The sequence below is a fragment of the Fibrobacter sp. UWB11 genome (assembly GCF_900143015.1).
In the GTDB taxonomy this organism is placed as follows: domain Bacteria; phylum Fibrobacterota; class Fibrobacteria; order Fibrobacterales; family Fibrobacteraceae; genus Fibrobacter.
Genome location: NZ_FSRT01000001.1, coordinates 1,099,752 through 1,114,814 on the forward strand (window position 1 = coordinate 1,099,752; position 15,063 = coordinate 1,114,814).

A 15,063-nucleotide genomic window follows, 5' to 3' on the forward strand; every position below is an offset into this window, starting at 1 on the left:
GAAAATATAGCATTTTTTATAGGAAAACAACCATCAAATAATATATTGAGTATTGAATAACGTTTGAATTTCGCTTTACATGAACTTCGCTGCGATTTTATATTCAACACTGTATCTGCGATACTTCCCGCGCAAGTAGTACACTACAGTAGGCTTTGTTGTCCCGTCCGAGAGTTTGGCTATCCCGTAATACGCGTTGCCATTGTGTCTATTGATGTCTACTCCCGTGCATTTGATGGGAGCTTGCTTTAGTTCTTTTACGTTAAGATCTGCCAAAGCCTCGTCTTGTATCCAGCCGTATTTGTCGGTTGTGTAACCTGAGATGATGGCGGCTATAATTCCGGCACAGACTAATGTTACGCCCGTGGCGCGCAAATGTTGTTTGTCGTGTTTGCCTTCGGTTCCTTTGAAAAAATTGGAACATTGCTTAAATAGCAGGTACATGGCGGATATTACGATTATGGAAGACAAGCCCGCTTCTGCAGTTTTCATCAAACGAAAATCGATGTATACGTGGTTCCATACGGGCCTAATGAAAATGGCGATTGCTACGATGTAAATGACGGATAAAATGAGGGGCCCAGCAGGGTTTTTCTTGAAATTTTCGCAGCATTCTTTTGCTTCTTGAATCTTTTCTGCTTCGCTTTTTTCTTTGCGCATGTAAATTCCTTTTGGAGTATATAAGATACGATTTTATTTCCAATTTTGTAAAGCGTTTTCCATTTTTTGGAGCCGTTTTCCACCTTTTGTCGCTCCTTTTGGTCTTTTTATCCTCCAATTTTGCAAGTAAACAATATTTTCGCAATTTTTTGTCGATTTTCTTGTCTTTTTCGAATTTTTGCTAGTATATTCTTTTCTGTGTTTAACGAAAATGCCCTATTTGGGGGTGTTTTTGCTCAATTTGGAGAACTAAATGGCAGAAGATTTGCAAGCCCTTATGGAACGCATCCAGAAGGATGCTGTCGAAAAGGCAGAACTCGCAGCAAATGAAATTATTTCTAAGGCAAAGGACAAGGCCGCCGAAATTGTCAGGGCCGCCGAAGACGAAGCCAAAGTTAAACTCGAAAATGCCGACAAGGAAGCTCAAGCATTTACAGAACGTAGCGAACGTACCTTGGAACAGTCCGCCCGCGATTTGCTCCTCTCGGTAGGCAAGAATCTCGAAAAAATGATTCTTGATCTTCTCAATCTCCAAGTTGAAAAATCTCTTGATGAATCGACTGTGAAGAACATGCTTCTCACGGTGGCAAAGAGCTACACTTCCGATATCGAAATCGATTTTTCCGAAGCCGATGCCAAGGCTCTTTCTAGCTTTGTCATGGGTGAATTTGCAAAACAGCTCAAGGCTGGTGTAAAGGTCGAAAGCGATAAGGGCGTCAAGTTTGGCTTCCGCGTTAAGCTCGATGGCGGCAAGGTCAGCCACGAATTCACCGAAGCTGCAATGGCTGAATCCCTTTCTGCTTTGCTCAGACCGCAACTTTCTAAGATTGTAAACAAGGCCGCCCAGGGCAAATAAGGCGGTCCAATGAGCAGTCCAGCATATTTGATGGCATCGCTTCCGATGCTTGAACTGGGCGACGTTCCGCCCCTTAGCATGGCCGAGTTCCGTGGCCGTTGCGAAGGTGTGCTGGATGCCCCAGAACTCGAAGCGCTCGACGCTCTCTTAGCGGGCGAGGAGTGCGATGATGAATTTGTTCGGGAATATCAGTCCCGTGAAACCCAGATGAGAAACGTTTCCGGAAGGCTCCGCGCTCAGGCGTGGGGCCCTGAAGTGCGTTTTGCGGAACGCTCTTTTTCTGGTTATGACGTCACCTTTGCAAAAATGATCCAGGACGCGTTCATGAAGGCCAGTCCGATGGAAAAGGAACAGGATATCGACCGCGCCCGTTTCTGGCTCGTTGATTCCCTTGCCGGTGTGGGCGAGGGGACAGTCAAGCATGTTTATGCCTACGCTATCAAGCTTAGAATTTGTGAGCGTTGGGCTCGCTTGAACGAAATTGCGGGCGACAAAGCCGTCATCAATGTTATTAATGCTAACGATCCTGCGTTTAAGCAGGAATGATTGGAGGTCCATTTTCAATGGCTAGTATCGGAAAAATAACCGGCGTCAACGGAAACTTGATTCGTGTAAAGTTCGAAAGCGCCGTTTCCCAGAACGAAGTGGCTTATGCAAAGCTTGTTTCGAAGAACAATGAAGGTAAGGCTGAAATCATTCCTCTCAAGAGCGAAGTGATTCGTATTCGTGGTGATTACGCTGAACTCCAGGTATTCGAAGATACGACTGGCCTCAAGGCTGGCGACGAAGTCGAATTTACCGGAGAACTTCTTTCTGTTGAACTTGGCCCAGGCCTCCTCACTCAAGTGTTTGACGGTCTTCAGAACCCGCTGCCGAAGCTAGCTGACGAATGTGGCTTTTTCTTGCAGCGCGGTAAGTACTTGAAGGCTCTCCCGCGCGATACCAAGTGGGCTTTTACGCCAGTCGCTAAAGTGGGCGATGTGGTTGTTGCCGGTGATACTATCGGTACGGTTCCCGAAGGTGTTTTTGCACACCGCATCATGGTGCCGTTCAAGCTCCTTGGCAAGTGGACTGTTGATTATATCACTCCGGCTGGTGACCGTGTTGTCGAAGATGTGGTTGCCAAGCTCAAAAACGATAAGGGCGAATCTGTTGACGTGACGATGGTGCAGACCTGGCCGGTGAAGATGCCTATCAAGGCTTATGAAGAACGCCTCCGCCCGTCCAAGCCGCTTACCATGCAGCAGCGCATTATCGATACGTTCTTCCCTGTGATGCAGGGCGGTACGTTCTGTACGCCGGGTCCATTCGGTGCCGGTAAGACCGTGCTCCAGCAGCTCATGAGCCGTTATGCCGACGTGGACATCGTGATTTTGGCCGCTTGCGGTGAACGTGCTGGTGAAGTGGTGGAAACCCTTCGCGAATTCCCGGAATTGATTGACCCGCGTACGGGCAAGTCCTTGATGGAACGTACGCTTATCATTTGTAATACTTCTTCGATGCCGGTGGCTGCTCGTGAAGCTTCCGTTTATACCGGCGTGACGCTTGCTGAATACTACCGTCAGATGGGCCTCAACGTGCTCTTGCTTGCTGACTCTACTTCTCGTTGGGCTCAGGCTCTGCGTGAAATGAGTGGCCGTTTGGAAGAAATTCCGGGCGAAGAAGCATTCCCGGCTTACCTAGAATCTGTGATTGCATCGTTCTACGAACGTGGTGGCGTTGTCCGTCTCAAGGACGGTTCGACCGGTTCTGTAACGATTTGCGGTTCCGTTTCTCCGGCAGGTGGTAACTTCGAAGAACCGGTGACCCAGGCAACCCTTAAGGTGGTGGGCGCATTCCTCGGCCTTAGCCGTGAACGTTCTGACCAACGCCGCTTCCCGGCTATCCATCCGCTTGATTCTTGGTCTAAGTACGAAGGCATTATCGATTCGAAGAAAGTGGCCGAAGCTCGCACCATTCTCGCAAACGGCGTGGATGTGAACAACATGATGAAGGTTGTGGGCGAAGAAGGTACTTCCATCGAAGACTTTATTGTTTATTTGAAATCCGAATACTTGGATGCAGTTTATCTGCAGCAGGACGCTTATAATGAAATCGACGCCGCTTGCTCTGCAGATCGTCAGAAGTACGTGTTCGATAGAATTTATACCATCCTTAAGACTCCGATGACATTTGCCGAAAAGGATGTTGCTCGTACGTTCTTCCTCAAGCTTACGCAGGCTACCAAGGACTGGAACCGCGTGGCATTTGACAGCCAGGAATTCAAGGATCTCGAATCCAGTATCTTTGCTTCCGTGAAGGAGGTTTCTCTCAATGCATAATGTTGCTTACCATCGTATTGAACGCATTGCCGGTTCTGTGATTACTTTGAGAGCCGAAGGCGTTGCTAACCAGGAACTCGCTCAGGTTACAAGTTCTTTCGGTACATCCCTTGCTCGTGTTATCCGCATCGACGGTGACCTCGTGGACTTGCAGGTGTTCGCTGGTGCTCGTGGTATTTCTACTGATTCCGAAGTGCGATTCCTTGGCGAACCGATGAAGGTTCCGTACAGTGAAGCCTTGCTTGGCCGCGTGTTTAACGGTGCAGGAAAGCCGCGTGATAACGGTCCGGAAGTCGATGGCGAACGTATTACGATTGGCGGCCCGTCTGTGAACCCGGCAAGACGTATCATCCCGAAGACGATGGTGCGTACGGGTATCCCGATGATTGACGTGTTCAACACGCTCGTGGTTTCGCAGAAGCTCCCGATTTTCTCGATTGCAGGTGAACCCTACAACGAACTTTTGGCACGTATCGCCTTGCAGGCTGAAGTCGACGTGATTATTCTCGGTGGCATGGGCCTCAAGCACGATGACTACCTCTACCTCAAGGATTACCTCGAAAAGAACGGTGCTCTTTCCCGTACGGTGATGTTCATGCATACCGCATCTGACCCGATTGTGGAATGCTTGCTCGTTCCGGATGCATCTTTGGCTGTTGCTGAAAAGTTTGCAACCGAAGGCAAGAACGTGCTTGTGCTCCTCACGGACATGACGAACTTTGCCGACGCCATGAAGGAAATCGCTATTACGATGGAACAGATTCCGTCTAACCGTGGTTATCCTGGCGACCTTTACTCTCAGCTCGCAAGCCGTTACGAAAAGGCTGTGGACTTTAGCGATGCTGGTTCTATCACGATTTTGGCTGTGACCACCATGCCGGGCGACGACGTGACGCACCCGGTTCCGGACAACACCGGTTATATTACCGAAGGTCAGTTCTACTTGCGCAAGGGCCGTATCGAACCGTTCGGTTCTTTGAGCCGCTTGAAGCAGCAGGTGAACGGTAAGACTCGTAGCGACCATCGTACCATCATGAACACCATGATTCAGTTGTACGCAAGCTACAAGGAAACCTTGGAAAAGCAGTCCATGGGCTTCAACATGAGTAACTGGGACCAGAAACTCTTGAAGTACGGTGTGCGCTTCGAAAAGGAAATGATGGACCTTTCCGTGAACATCCCTCTAGAAAAGGCTTTGGACCTTGGCTGGGAAATTCTTGCCGACTGCTTCACTCCTGAAGAAACCGGTATCCCGACCAAGATGATCAACGAATACTGGCCGAAGAAGTGGTAATATGGCTAAGGTCAAGTTAACTAAAAACGCCCTCAAGGCGGAACGTGACGCGTTGAAGCGCTTCCAGCGCTATCTGCCGACGTTGCTTTTGAAGAAGCAACAGTTGCAGATGGAAATGCGTACGCTCCAGGAGAAGGTGATGGCGAAACGCGAAGAAGAGGATAAGCTCCGCAAGAGCATGGCTTCGTGGATTTCGCTTTTTGCCGAACCCATTGAGTGGGATAAGTATCTCTCGGTGAAGAGCGTCGAACAGGGCGAAGGTAACATCGCCGGTGTGCGCATCCCGACGTTTAGCGGCGTTGAGTTCAACGTGAACATTCCGGATTTCTTTACGACTCCGGTGTGGCTCGACGATGGTATCCGTAGCTTGCAAGGTCTCATTTCCTTGCGCTTGGAACGCCGCGTGCTCGAAAAACAGTACGAACTTCTTTCCAAGGAACTCCGTACCACAAGCCAGCGCGTGAACCTGTTCGAAAAGGTCAAGATTCCCGAGTCTAAGGATAACATCCGTAAAATCAATATTTTCTTGGGTGACCAGCAGACAAGCGGTGTGGCCCGTAGTAAGCTTGCCAAGGGCAAGGCTACGGCTAAGGCGCTTGCGCTTGATGCCCAGAGTAAGGAGGTTGCCGCATGATTACTCCTATGAAGAAGGTGACCATTCTTACGCTTGCAAGCCATAAGGAAGAAACTCTTAAGGCTCTGCGCGAAATGGAGATTATCCATTTGACTCCGCTCCAGAACGCTGTTGGTGTTTCTGTGAACGGGGCGAAGGGTGCTGTAGCTCGCGTGCAGAAGGCAATGGAAGTTGTTCCTGACAAACTCCGTAAAGGTGTAACGCCTGCGGAAAAAGGCGCAAGTGGTGTAACGCTTGTCGAAGAAATCCAGTCGCTTATTTCGGAAAAGAAAAATGCCGAAATTCAGCTGGAACAGGCCGGAGAAGAACTTGCAAAGCTCGGTGCATTTGAAAACCTTGATCCAAGAACCGTGAAGGAACTTGCTGAAAAGGGCATTTTTGTGCGCCTCTATCTTGCTGATACTTCGAAAGATCCTTTTGAAGTCGATGGCGAATGTGCTTACAAGCATGTCTTTGCCAAGGATGAGAATGGCTCATATATTGCAGTAATCAATAAGGGCGATGCACCTGCCAAGGTGACGGGTTCGTTTACCGAAATTGCGATGCCTCTCAAGTCTCTCGAAGAATATCGACAGATTGAAGAAGAAGCTAAGACGACGATTTCGGCTGTCGATGAACGTTTTGCTCAGCTTGCTTCTGTGAAGGACGAACTTGAATCGCGCCTTTTGGAAGTGACGGACCGTTACAATCTCGTTGAAGCTTCTGCAAGCATGCTCCAGAATAAGGAAATCGCAGCCCTCCAAGGGTTCTGCCCGGAGCCGCGTATTGCCGAAATCAAGGCCGCCGCAAAGGCGAACGGCTGGGGCATCCGCGTTGAAGACCCGACGGACGAAGACAACATCCCGACACTTCTCGGCTACAACAAGCTTTCGCGCCCGATGCAGTGCCTCTATGACATCATTGGCATTGCGCCTGGCTACAATGAAGTTGACGTGAGCTCTGTGTTCCTCTGCTTCTTTAGCATTTTCTTTGCGATGATTGTGGGCGATATGGCGTACGGCCTGTTGTTCCTCGGTATTGCTATTTTTGCTCGCACGAAAATGCCGAAGGCAAGTAGTGCCGGATTCCACTTTGTGTATTTGATGAGCTGGGCGACTATCATCTGGGGCGCCATCAATGCAAACTTCCTCGGACTGACTCCGGAACTTGCAGGGTGGAGCTACTACCTCGATATCGCTAACTATAACTTTTTACCGGAAGGCGTGCGCAATGTGCTTTACTGGATTCGCAGCTCTGCTCCGACGGATCCGACGCGCTTTGAAGCATACAAACAGTTCTGCGAGACGTTTACGTTCTTGCCCGCTAGCTTTGTGCCGAAGGTGGCAGGGGCATCCCAGATGCAGCATATCCAGCTGTTCTGCTTCTGCATTGCCGTTGTGCATTTGAGTATCGCTCATGCGTGGAATGTCGTTGTGCGCCTCAAGCGCAAGTCTTCGACGTTCATGGCGCAGGTGGGCTGGCTCATGGGCGCTTGGGTCATGTTCTTCCTTGCATGCAACATGGTGCTTGGAATTGACATGCCGAAGTTCGTCATCCCGATGTTCATCGTGGAAGTCGTGCTTCTCGTGCTCTTTACGGTGCCGCCTAGCCGCCTCAAACAGGACTTCATCAGCATTCCGATGCTCGTGCTCGACATCGTGAACAGCTTCACCGATGTCATCAGCTATATCCGTCTGTTTGCTGTGGGTATGTCTGGTGCCGCAATCGCAGAAGCGTTCAATGACATGCTTTCGCCGCTGTTTGGCTCTGCCGTGGGTGTTGCCGGTGCAGCTCTAGTTCTTTTGGGCGTTCATGGTCTGAACATTGCTCTTGCCGTGATGGGCGTTGCAGTGCATGCCGTACGTCTTAACACACTCGAATTTTCAAATGGACTTGGCCTTGAGTGGAGTGGCTTTGCCTTTACTCCTTTCGCCAAGCAAAAAAATTAAACCAAGGGTTAAATCCCGCTACTTAATGAGGATAATATAATGGAACCGAATACAATGGTGACTCTCGCTAAAATGGGTGCTGCAGCTGCGCTTGGCATTGCGGCTATGGGCTCTGCCCTTGGTTGCGGAACGGCTGGTATGTCTGCTATCACGATGTGGAAGAAGGCTTACGCTCAGGGTAAGTCTGCTCTCTTTACACTCCTCGTGTTCGTTGGTGCCCCGATTTCCCAGACGATTTACGGCATGCTTCTTATGAACTTTATCTTGGATGCTGCAAAGGCAAGTGACTTTACGAACTGGGGCGGTTGCCTCGGTGCTGGTATCTTCGGTGGCCTCGGCATGATGGCTTCTGCTTGGTACCAGGGCAAGTCTGCTGCTGTGGCTTGCGATGCTCTCGGTGAAACCGGCAAGGGCATGGTGAACTACTTGATGGTTCTCGGTATCGTCGAAACCGTCGCTTTGTTCGTGCTCGTGTTCTCCATGATGGTGCTTCATTAATCCAGTGAGGTAGCACGTATGGATCAAACACAATTTCTGACGCTCGCAAAACTCGGTGCGGTGGCGGCTCTTGGCCTTGCTGCCGTGGGTTCTGCGCTGGGCTGCGGGACTGCCGGCATGGCGGCCATCGGAGCTTGGAAAAAGGCGTATCTCAAGGGTAAAAACGCGCTATTTACGCTGCTCATTTTCGTGGGCGCTCCGATTGCGCAGACGATTTACGGCATGCTCCTGATGATGTTCATCTTGAACAAGTCGCAGGCTGCTCCGGGCAACTGGGCTGCTTACCTTGGCGTAGGCATCTTCGGTGGCATCGGCATGATGGCTAGCGCTTGGTACGTGGGCAAGTCCGCTGCTGACGCTTGCAACGCTCTTGGCGAAACAGGCAAGGGTCTCGTGAACTACCTCATGGTGCTCGGCGTGGGCGAAACCGTCGCGCTGTTCGTCATGGTGTTCTCGATGATGCTTGTGTCGTAGCCTGGTTACGAGTAGGTTGTAGGAAGTGCACGGCAACGTCATTGCGAGCACAGCGAAGCAATCTACTTGAACGTTCTAAAACAAAAAGACTGCTTAACGGCAGTCTTTTTTTGTTGTTAAAAGGCGCACAAAATCACTAATTTTATTTGTCATTTTCATATTTCTTTAAGTATATTAAAAGCATGCAAAACGATTCTATTCAAATTTCTCCGAGTATTCATGAGTACCTTTTGACTCATGGTTATACTGAAAATTTTTCTGTGACTCCCATTGCCGGTGCCGGTTCTGGAAGGCGTTATTTCCGTATTGCCGATGGCGAACGTAAGAGTGTCTTGCAGGTTAGTGCCGAGGTTAATGACGATTTCAAGCATTTTGTCGAATATTCCAAGACTTTCAGGGAATATGGTTTGCCGGTTCCGCGCGTTTATTGTGTCGATGAAGCGACATGCCAAGTATTGCAAGAAGATTTGGGCAAACGTAGCCTTTTGGACGAAGCGTACCCGAACGGGAGCAATGTGCTTTCGGGGAGTGTCCGCATTTTGTATCCGGAAGTGATTGATGCACTTATCCAGTGGCAAAATGCAAGCCATCAGCTGTTCAGCCACCATACTGAAATTTGGCTGCGTCGCTTTGATTTTGCGGCTCTTAAGTGGGAAACTGATTACTTTACTGAAAATTATCTAAAGCTCTACAAGGGAATCGAAGAGATTCCGGAGTCGGTGCGAAACTTCTATTCGTTGGTGGCGGTTTCTGTTGAAGCTCAGACGAAGGTCTTGATGCACCGCGATTTTCAGAGCCAGAATATCATGATTCGCCCGAATTCCGAAGTGGCTTTCGTTGATTTCCAAGGTGCTCGCCGCGGTTCCATGTTCTATGATATCGCATCGCTCTTGTGGGATCCGTATGTTAGCCTTCCGCTTCCGATGATCAAGGATTTCTTTGAATATTGGCGCGGCCTGTATCGCGGAACTCGAATTTATACGAAGGACGATGCTTGGGAAGGCTTTGTGCATGCTAGCTTGCAGCGCTTGATGCAGGCTCTTGGTGCTTATTGCTTCCTCTCGAAGGTGAAGAAGATTGATAAGTTCGAACAGTACATTGAACCGGGCAAGGCTCAGCTCCGTGTGCTGTTTGGCGAATTCAAGCAGATTGCCAAGGCTACTGACCCTGAAGTGTTCAAGTTCATGGATTGGGCCTTGCAGTAATGGCTCCGATATATACGCGTATTTACGCACAGCCGGTTGAATTCAACCGAGCTCTGGGTTACGCTTACGACGCTCTTGTGAATGGTCCTTATAAGTTTGACGCCATGTCGACTTGGAAGGGCCTTTCGGAGCGTGTTGCTCAGGGCATTTATATGGGGCAGGGGCTGTTGCTCCCGCATACACGCGTTTCTGGTTTGCAGGGGCCGCTAATGGCTTTTGTCGTTGCGAAAGAAGGCATTACGGGAATTAAAACTCGTAATGAAGAACTTGCGCAGTTTATGTGCGTGCTCCTTTCACCTGCGGAATCAGCAATGGCGCATACGGTTGCGATTGCAAATGTGGCAAAGCTTCTGTTGAATCCCGAGTGGAAAGAAAAAGTCCTCGCCGCAACTGACGAGGAAATGTTGAAAAAAATGTTTTAAGATGGAGATGCCCGCTCAAGGCGGGCATGACAAAAACATCACCATTGGAGGCTACCGACGGCGTAAGTGCGGTAGCCTTTATAGTCTCCGAAGAAACGGGTGTAGCTGCATCTGAAGCTGAACCAGTCCCATGGAGTTGCTGCTAAATCAAAACCGAGTTCCTTGTAACGCACGGTTGTTTTTTTGCTGAGGAACTTCTTGTCCATATCGCTTTCTGGCGTATGGAGGTCATTGATGTGCCCGCCGAAGGCGGTGTCTTTGGCGACAGCGCCAAAGAAGAGCGTTGCCTTGAGGAAATCGTAGGTGGCGCTGACTTCGGTGTGGATTTCTTGGCTGTTCGGGCCGAGGTCGCTACCGAGGCTTTGGGCGTAGCTTGCATAAGTGTAGCCGCGTCCTTTGTGGTGCGTATAGACCCAAGGCTCAATTCGTGTGTATTCGAACATCCAGCCTAGATTTGCGGGGCCGATAACGATATTGTCGCGGGCAACGCCAAGTGTTGTTGCCCATTTGTTGCCCCACCAGGAATCATCGAACATGCTTGTCGGGGATTTCATGTCGTCCCACAAGAGTTCTGCGTAGAATTCCCAATTCGGTAACGTCTTGACGCTCAAGTCAAATGCAAGCGAGATATTGTCTTGGTCGCCCTGCAAGTGTTCCTGGAAAACGTAGGGAATGAACGGAATGACGTAGGCCCATTCGAATTCGCGGCCCGTACTATCGCTGTCGGGGTTTGGATTGGAACCTGCCGCTTCGATTGTTGTGCCGTAAAGCGAGGTTTCGGAAATGCCGAACTGAATGTCTTTGGGAAGATTCAAGTTGAGGCGATGGGCATGGAAATATTTGCCGAAGTTTTTCTTTTCGTAGATTTTGGCGGCGTACTGCGTATATTCAATCGGCCCAAGTGTAAATTGGTAACCGAAGTACGGTGTGGGGGCTGCATCGGGAATGCGACTAGAACTGTCTTGCCATGGACGGTAGATGTTGCGTTCGCCTCGCAGAATCACATGATTACGGCGGGCGGGGCCCCATTCGAGGTAGTCAAATCCAGCGAGGAGTTCTACGGGCTTAAGACTGTAACTTACGTTTGCTCCGAACAAATCCCATGTACGTTTTTTTTCGCTTTGCTTGTTGTAGGGGAGGCCTTCGTCTGGGTTGTAGTAGTTAAAGTTGATGTAGCGGTTTGTATAGTCCGTATTGACTTTAACGCGTGCATCGAAGTGGAAGGCTTCCGTGAATTTTCCATTGGCAAAAAGGCGTATGGACGTGGAATTGTCATAATGCGTTTTTGCTTTCGAAAGATTCGTTACAACAACGGAATCCAAGAGCTGCGCGTTGATGGTAAGCTCTTTTTCGTGCGAGGAGTCTGCAAATGTGATGTGACGTGGCATATCGACCGAATGTGTCGGGCTTGCCCAGCTATCAAGAGTTGACCCGAAGATAAGGCTAAGGGCGATTGCCGATTTTTGCCACGTTTGCATGACTAGGCTTCCTTATTGTCTTTTTTCCAAATACCGATGATGCTCTTGTTTTTGCGGAATGCAAGCCAGAGGGTCGGCCAAATGAGAATCAGGTCGCGGATGAGGCTTGTCCAAGCTTCTGCTTTATCGTGGGCGTTGCCGTCTTGAAGTTCAAAGCAACCGCACGTGATGCCGAGATCGTTCCACAAGGCCCAGGCAAGTGCGATAATGAAGCTTACAAACATCCAGAAAATGGCGAATGCCGATTCCTTCACAAATGGCGATACAATCATTGCAAGGCCAAACCAGAATTCAAATTGCGGATATACAAGCGAAAAGAAATTGTTCACGAAGTCCAAGTGCAGTGCCGAGAAGAATTGATACTGCGCTACGAGCGTTGCAAACTGGTGTGGGTCCTGGATTTTGAAGATGGAGGCAAAGATGAACATGCCGCCAATGCCTATGCGGCAGAGCGTTTCGAGTGCGCGTGTGGAAAAGTCTTTTTGAATCTTGAGAGCGGGGACTATCAAAGCGCATGCGATAGCGACTGCACCAACGCCTACATGGATGTTGTAGCGGTAAGCCTTTGGCCAAATATCGAGGAGCCAATCTTGATCGGTGAATGTAAGGATGGTTTCGGGGAAGCTGATTTCTGCAACACCGACTGCGACAAGGAATGTGGCTATGAGAAGGAGAACGCCTGCAATAATCGTTCGCTTGAGATTAGCTTTTTCAAAACATGCAATCATGGTCGCTCCTTACAAAATGTTTGCCGGTTTTTCGAGAATTTCTTGAGAGCCAATCCAATCGACGGACTTGGAATCTTCGACTCGAATGTTGTTGATGATGGCAAGAGCGATGCTAAATGCTGCAATGCCGAGCAGGACAATCCAATTTAAGGACTTGAGGTAGGCGAGGGTGTTTTTCTTGATTTTTTGAATGAATTCTTTCATGCTGTTCAATATACAAAAATAAATGATTCTTTATTTGAGGCTTTTCTCCTTCTCGTCATCCTGAACGAATGTGAAGGATCCTGTTAAATTGGATAATAGAAAAAAGCCCTGCTAAAGCAGGGCATTTAACATTAGTTGCTCTGTGAGCCGAGCGGTCTTTTTAGTGTATTCCATTACCGTCAGCGACGTCGCAGGTCACAGCCTTGCCGTTCACTTCGAGAGCGATTTCGCCGCAGAACACTGCGCCACCCTTTGCAGTGAGGGCAATCTTTTCGAAGTCCTTCACCTTGAGTTCGCGTGGTTCGCTCGGAGCTACACCCTTGAACAAGGCGCGGTCACCCGGCTTGGCGTCGGCAGGGACGCTCACGAGTCTGCACTTGTGCGTTTCCGGTTCGAGGTCACCCGCAAAGAGCATACCCTGGCTCATGATGCCACGGAGAGCGTTCGGCTTAAGGTTTGCGAACAAGAGAATCTTGCGATCCTTGAGTTCTTCGGCCTTGTAGCTGCTCTTGAGGCCACTGCAGATGGTACGCGGTTCGCCTTCGCCTGCGTCAACCTTGAGAACGTACAAACTATTTGCATCCGGATGGTCGGCAACTTCGACAATCTGTGCCACGCGGAGGTCCATTGCTGCCGGAACGTCAGCTGCCATGAGCGGCTTGTTCTGCTTCGGCTTGGCCTGCTGTTGCGGCTGCTTCTTGACATCTTCTTCGATACGCGGGAAGAGCGGCTTGCCTTCACCGAACTGTTCGCCACCCTTGAGAATGCCCCATACGAGGTCGTTCTGGTCGGTGAACTTGCTGCCAATCATGGCGAGACCTTCTTCGCTCTTGCCCGGGATGACCGGCCAGAGCATGCTCAAAGAAAGGCGCACGGCTTCAGCAGAAACATAAAGCACGGTGGCGAGTTCGTCCTTGGCGTTCGGATCCTTGGCGAGCTTCCACGGAGCCTTGATTTCGAGGTAGCGGTTCACGCTGCGGACAAGCGTCATGATTTCTTCGACGACCTGAGAAAGCTTGACTTGCGGAATCCATTCCATCACGTTCGTGCGGACGCGGTTTGCGATGGTGATGACTTCATTGGCGGCATCATCGAGTGCGGTCGGAGCCGGGAGCTTGCCTTCGAAGTTCGTGAGAACCAAACGGTGTACACGGTTCAAGACGTTGCCGAGGTCGTTAGCGAGGTCGCTGTTGATGCGGCGGACAAAGCCTTCGTGCGTGAAGTTGGCGTCTTGACCGACGACCATTTCGCGAGCGAGGAAGTAGCGGAAAGCATCAATGCCGTACTTTTCCATGTAGTCCATCGGATTCACGACGTTACCTGCGGACTTACTCATCTTTTCGCCACCGTTCACGAGCCACCAGCCGTGGGCGAGGATGTGCTGCGGAAGCGGAATGTCGAGCGCCATGAGCATGGTCGGCCAATAGACGCTATGGGTTGTCAAAATGTCCTTGCCGATGAGGTGGTAGGTGGCAGGCCAAATCGGCGTGCCGTCGGCATAAGTCTTGTGGAAGGCGGTCGAGGCGCTTACGTAGTTGAGGAGAGCATCGAACCAAACATACGTCACGTAGTCCGGGTCGAACGGCAGCGGAATGCCCCAGCTGAGGCGGATCTTCGGACGGCTGATGCAAAGGTCGTTCAGCGGCTGGCGAAGGAACCCGCGGATTTCGTTCCAGCGGTAGTCCGGCACAATCCAGTCCTTGTGGCTTTCCAGGAAGTCAATTAACTTTTGCTGGTAAGAACCCATCTTGAAGAAGTAGTTCTTTTCCTTGAGCCATTCCACCGGGCGGTGGCTGATGGGGTCGCACTTGTTTTCGTCGAGTTCGTCTTCGCTGAAGAAGCGTTCTTCGCCGACGGAGTACCAACCTTCGTATTCCTTGGAGTAAATTTCACCCTTGTCCCAGAGCTTCTGCAGACATTCCTGCACGTAAGCCTTGTGTTCCGGCATCGTGGTGCGGATGAAGAAATCATTGCTGATTCCCATCTTTTTCCAAAGGTCTTCGAAGCGGTGGTAGTATTCGTCTACATGTTCCTGCGGAGTCACGCCACGCTTGGCGGCAGCGCGTTGCACCTTCTGGCCGTGTTCGTCCGTGCCGGTCAAAAAGAATGTCTGGTAGCCGATAATCTTGTGGAAGCGCGTGAGGATATCTGCGAGTACGGTGGTGTAAGAATGCCCGATATGCGGGGCATCATTGACATAATAAATCGGAGTGGTGACGTAAAAATTTTTCATGGCTACAAATATAGAAAATAGACGATAGATGGGGAGTCTTTGCGAACACGAAGTTCGCGGCAATGTCATATAAACGTGTCTTTTTTGCATCTCTAATAACTAATGACTATTAACTAGTAACTCAATTT

Annotated in this window: 15 protein-coding genes; 10 read left to right on the top strand and 5 right to left on the bottom strand. The window is 50.0% G+C overall.

Features of this window, described 5'->3' with window-relative positions; all coding sequences use genetic code 11:
• Nucleotides 1-75: 75 nt before the first annotated feature.
• On the bottom strand, nucleotides 76-660 hold the full coding sequence (locus BUQ91_RS04700; RefSeq protein ID WP_074208330.1) for a hypothetical protein: 585 nt from the start codon (nucleotides 658-660) through the stop codon (nucleotides 76-78).
• 253 nt (nucleotides 661-913) lie between these two features.
• Between BUQ91_RS04700 and BUQ91_RS04705 the strand changes: the two genes are divergently transcribed.
• From BUQ91_RS04705 to BUQ91_RS04750, 10 genes are all read left to right on the top strand, one after another.
• A complete protein-coding gene (locus tag BUQ91_RS04705; RefSeq protein ID WP_072828999.1) occupies nucleotides 914-1,516 on the top strand; it encodes an ATPase in 603 nt (200 codons plus the stop codon).
• A gap of 9 nt (nucleotides 1,517-1,525) precedes the next feature.
• Nucleotides 1,526-2,062, top strand: coding sequence for a hypothetical protein (locus tag BUQ91_RS04710; RefSeq protein ID WP_072828995.1), 537 nt, complete (start codon nucleotides 1,526-1,528; stop codon nucleotides 2,060-2,062).
• A gap of 17 nt (nucleotides 2,063-2,079) precedes the next feature.
• Entirely contained in the window at nucleotides 2,080-3,837 is a 1,758-nt protein-coding gene (locus tag BUQ91_RS04715) for a V-type ATP synthase subunit A (protein WP_074208331.1), read from the top strand.
• Nucleotides 3,830-5,131, top strand: a complete 1,302-nt coding sequence (locus BUQ91_RS04720; protein WP_074208332.1) for a V-type ATP synthase subunit B — start codon at nucleotides 3,830-3,832, stop codon at nucleotides 5,129-5,131. Before BUQ91_RS04715 ends, BUQ91_RS04720 begins: the two co-directional genes overlap by 8 nt.
• A gap of 1 nt (nucleotide 5,132) precedes the next feature.
• Nucleotides 5,133-5,765 carry a V-type ATP synthase subunit D gene (locus tag BUQ91_RS04725; protein ID WP_072828987.1) on the top strand — a complete coding sequence of 211 codons (633 nt, stop codon included), beginning with the start codon at nucleotides 5,133-5,135 and terminating at the stop codon, nucleotides 5,763-5,765.
• Nucleotides 5,762-7,693 (top strand): V-type ATP synthase subunit I, encoded by a 1,932-nt coding sequence (locus BUQ91_RS04730; RefSeq protein WP_074208333.1) that lies wholly within the window; start codon nucleotides 5,762-5,764, stop codon nucleotides 7,691-7,693. Before BUQ91_RS04725 ends, BUQ91_RS04730 begins: the two co-directional genes overlap by 4 nt.
• A 39-nt stretch (nucleotides 7,694-7,732) precedes the next feature.
• Nucleotides 7,733-8,191, top strand: a complete 459-nt coding sequence (locus BUQ91_RS04735) for a V-type ATP synthase subunit K (RefSeq protein WP_083579764.1) — start codon at nucleotides 7,733-7,735, stop codon at nucleotides 8,189-8,191.
• 18 nt (nucleotides 8,192-8,209) lie between these two features.
• Complete coding sequence (locus BUQ91_RS04740; protein ID WP_074208334.1) at nucleotides 8,210-8,665, top strand: V-type ATP synthase subunit K; 456 nt, start codon at nucleotides 8,210-8,212, stop codon at nucleotides 8,663-8,665.
• A 182-nt stretch (nucleotides 8,666-8,847) separates the two neighbouring features.
• Nucleotides 8,848-9,870, top strand: coding sequence for an aminoglycoside phosphotransferase family protein (locus tag BUQ91_RS04745; protein ID WP_072828978.1), 1,023 nt, complete (start codon nucleotides 8,848-8,850; stop codon nucleotides 9,868-9,870).
• Nucleotides 9,870-10,292, top strand: coding sequence for a PTS sugar transporter subunit IIA (locus tag BUQ91_RS04750; RefSeq protein WP_072828976.1), 423 nt, complete (start codon nucleotides 9,870-9,872; stop codon nucleotides 10,290-10,292). The genes BUQ91_RS04745 and BUQ91_RS04750 overlap by 1 nt, the downstream gene beginning before the upstream one ends.
• A gap of 38 nt (nucleotides 10,293-10,330) precedes the next feature.
• Here BUQ91_RS04750 and BUQ91_RS04755 read toward each other — a convergent pair whose 3' ends face one another.
• The 4 genes from BUQ91_RS04755 to metG all read right to left on the bottom strand — a co-directional run bounded on the left by BUQ91_RS04755 (nucleotide 10,331) and on the right by metG (nucleotide 14,935).
• Nucleotides 10,331-11,770, bottom strand: coding sequence for a capsule assembly Wzi family protein (locus BUQ91_RS04755; protein ID WP_074208335.1), 1,440 nt, complete (start codon nucleotides 11,768-11,770; stop codon nucleotides 10,331-10,333).
• Nucleotides 11,771-11,772: 2 nt separating this feature from the next.
• Nucleotides 11,773-12,498, bottom strand: coding sequence for a MauE/DoxX family redox-associated membrane protein (locus tag BUQ91_RS04760; RefSeq protein WP_074208336.1), 726 nt, complete (start codon nucleotides 12,496-12,498; stop codon nucleotides 11,773-11,775).
• A gap of 9 nt (nucleotides 12,499-12,507) precedes the next feature.
• Nucleotides 12,508-12,702, bottom strand: a complete 195-nt coding sequence (locus BUQ91_RS04765) for a hypothetical protein (RefSeq protein ID WP_074208337.1) — start codon at nucleotides 12,700-12,702, stop codon at nucleotides 12,508-12,510.
• A gap of 160 nt (nucleotides 12,703-12,862) precedes the next feature.
• The gene (gene metG / locus BUQ91_RS04770; protein ID WP_074208338.1) at nucleotides 12,863-14,935 is read right to left on the bottom strand and encodes a methionine--tRNA ligase; all 2,073 of its coding nucleotides are present in this window, start codon (nucleotides 14,933-14,935) and stop codon (nucleotides 12,863-12,865) included.
• Between the last annotated feature and the right edge of the window lie 128 nt (nucleotides 14,936-15,063).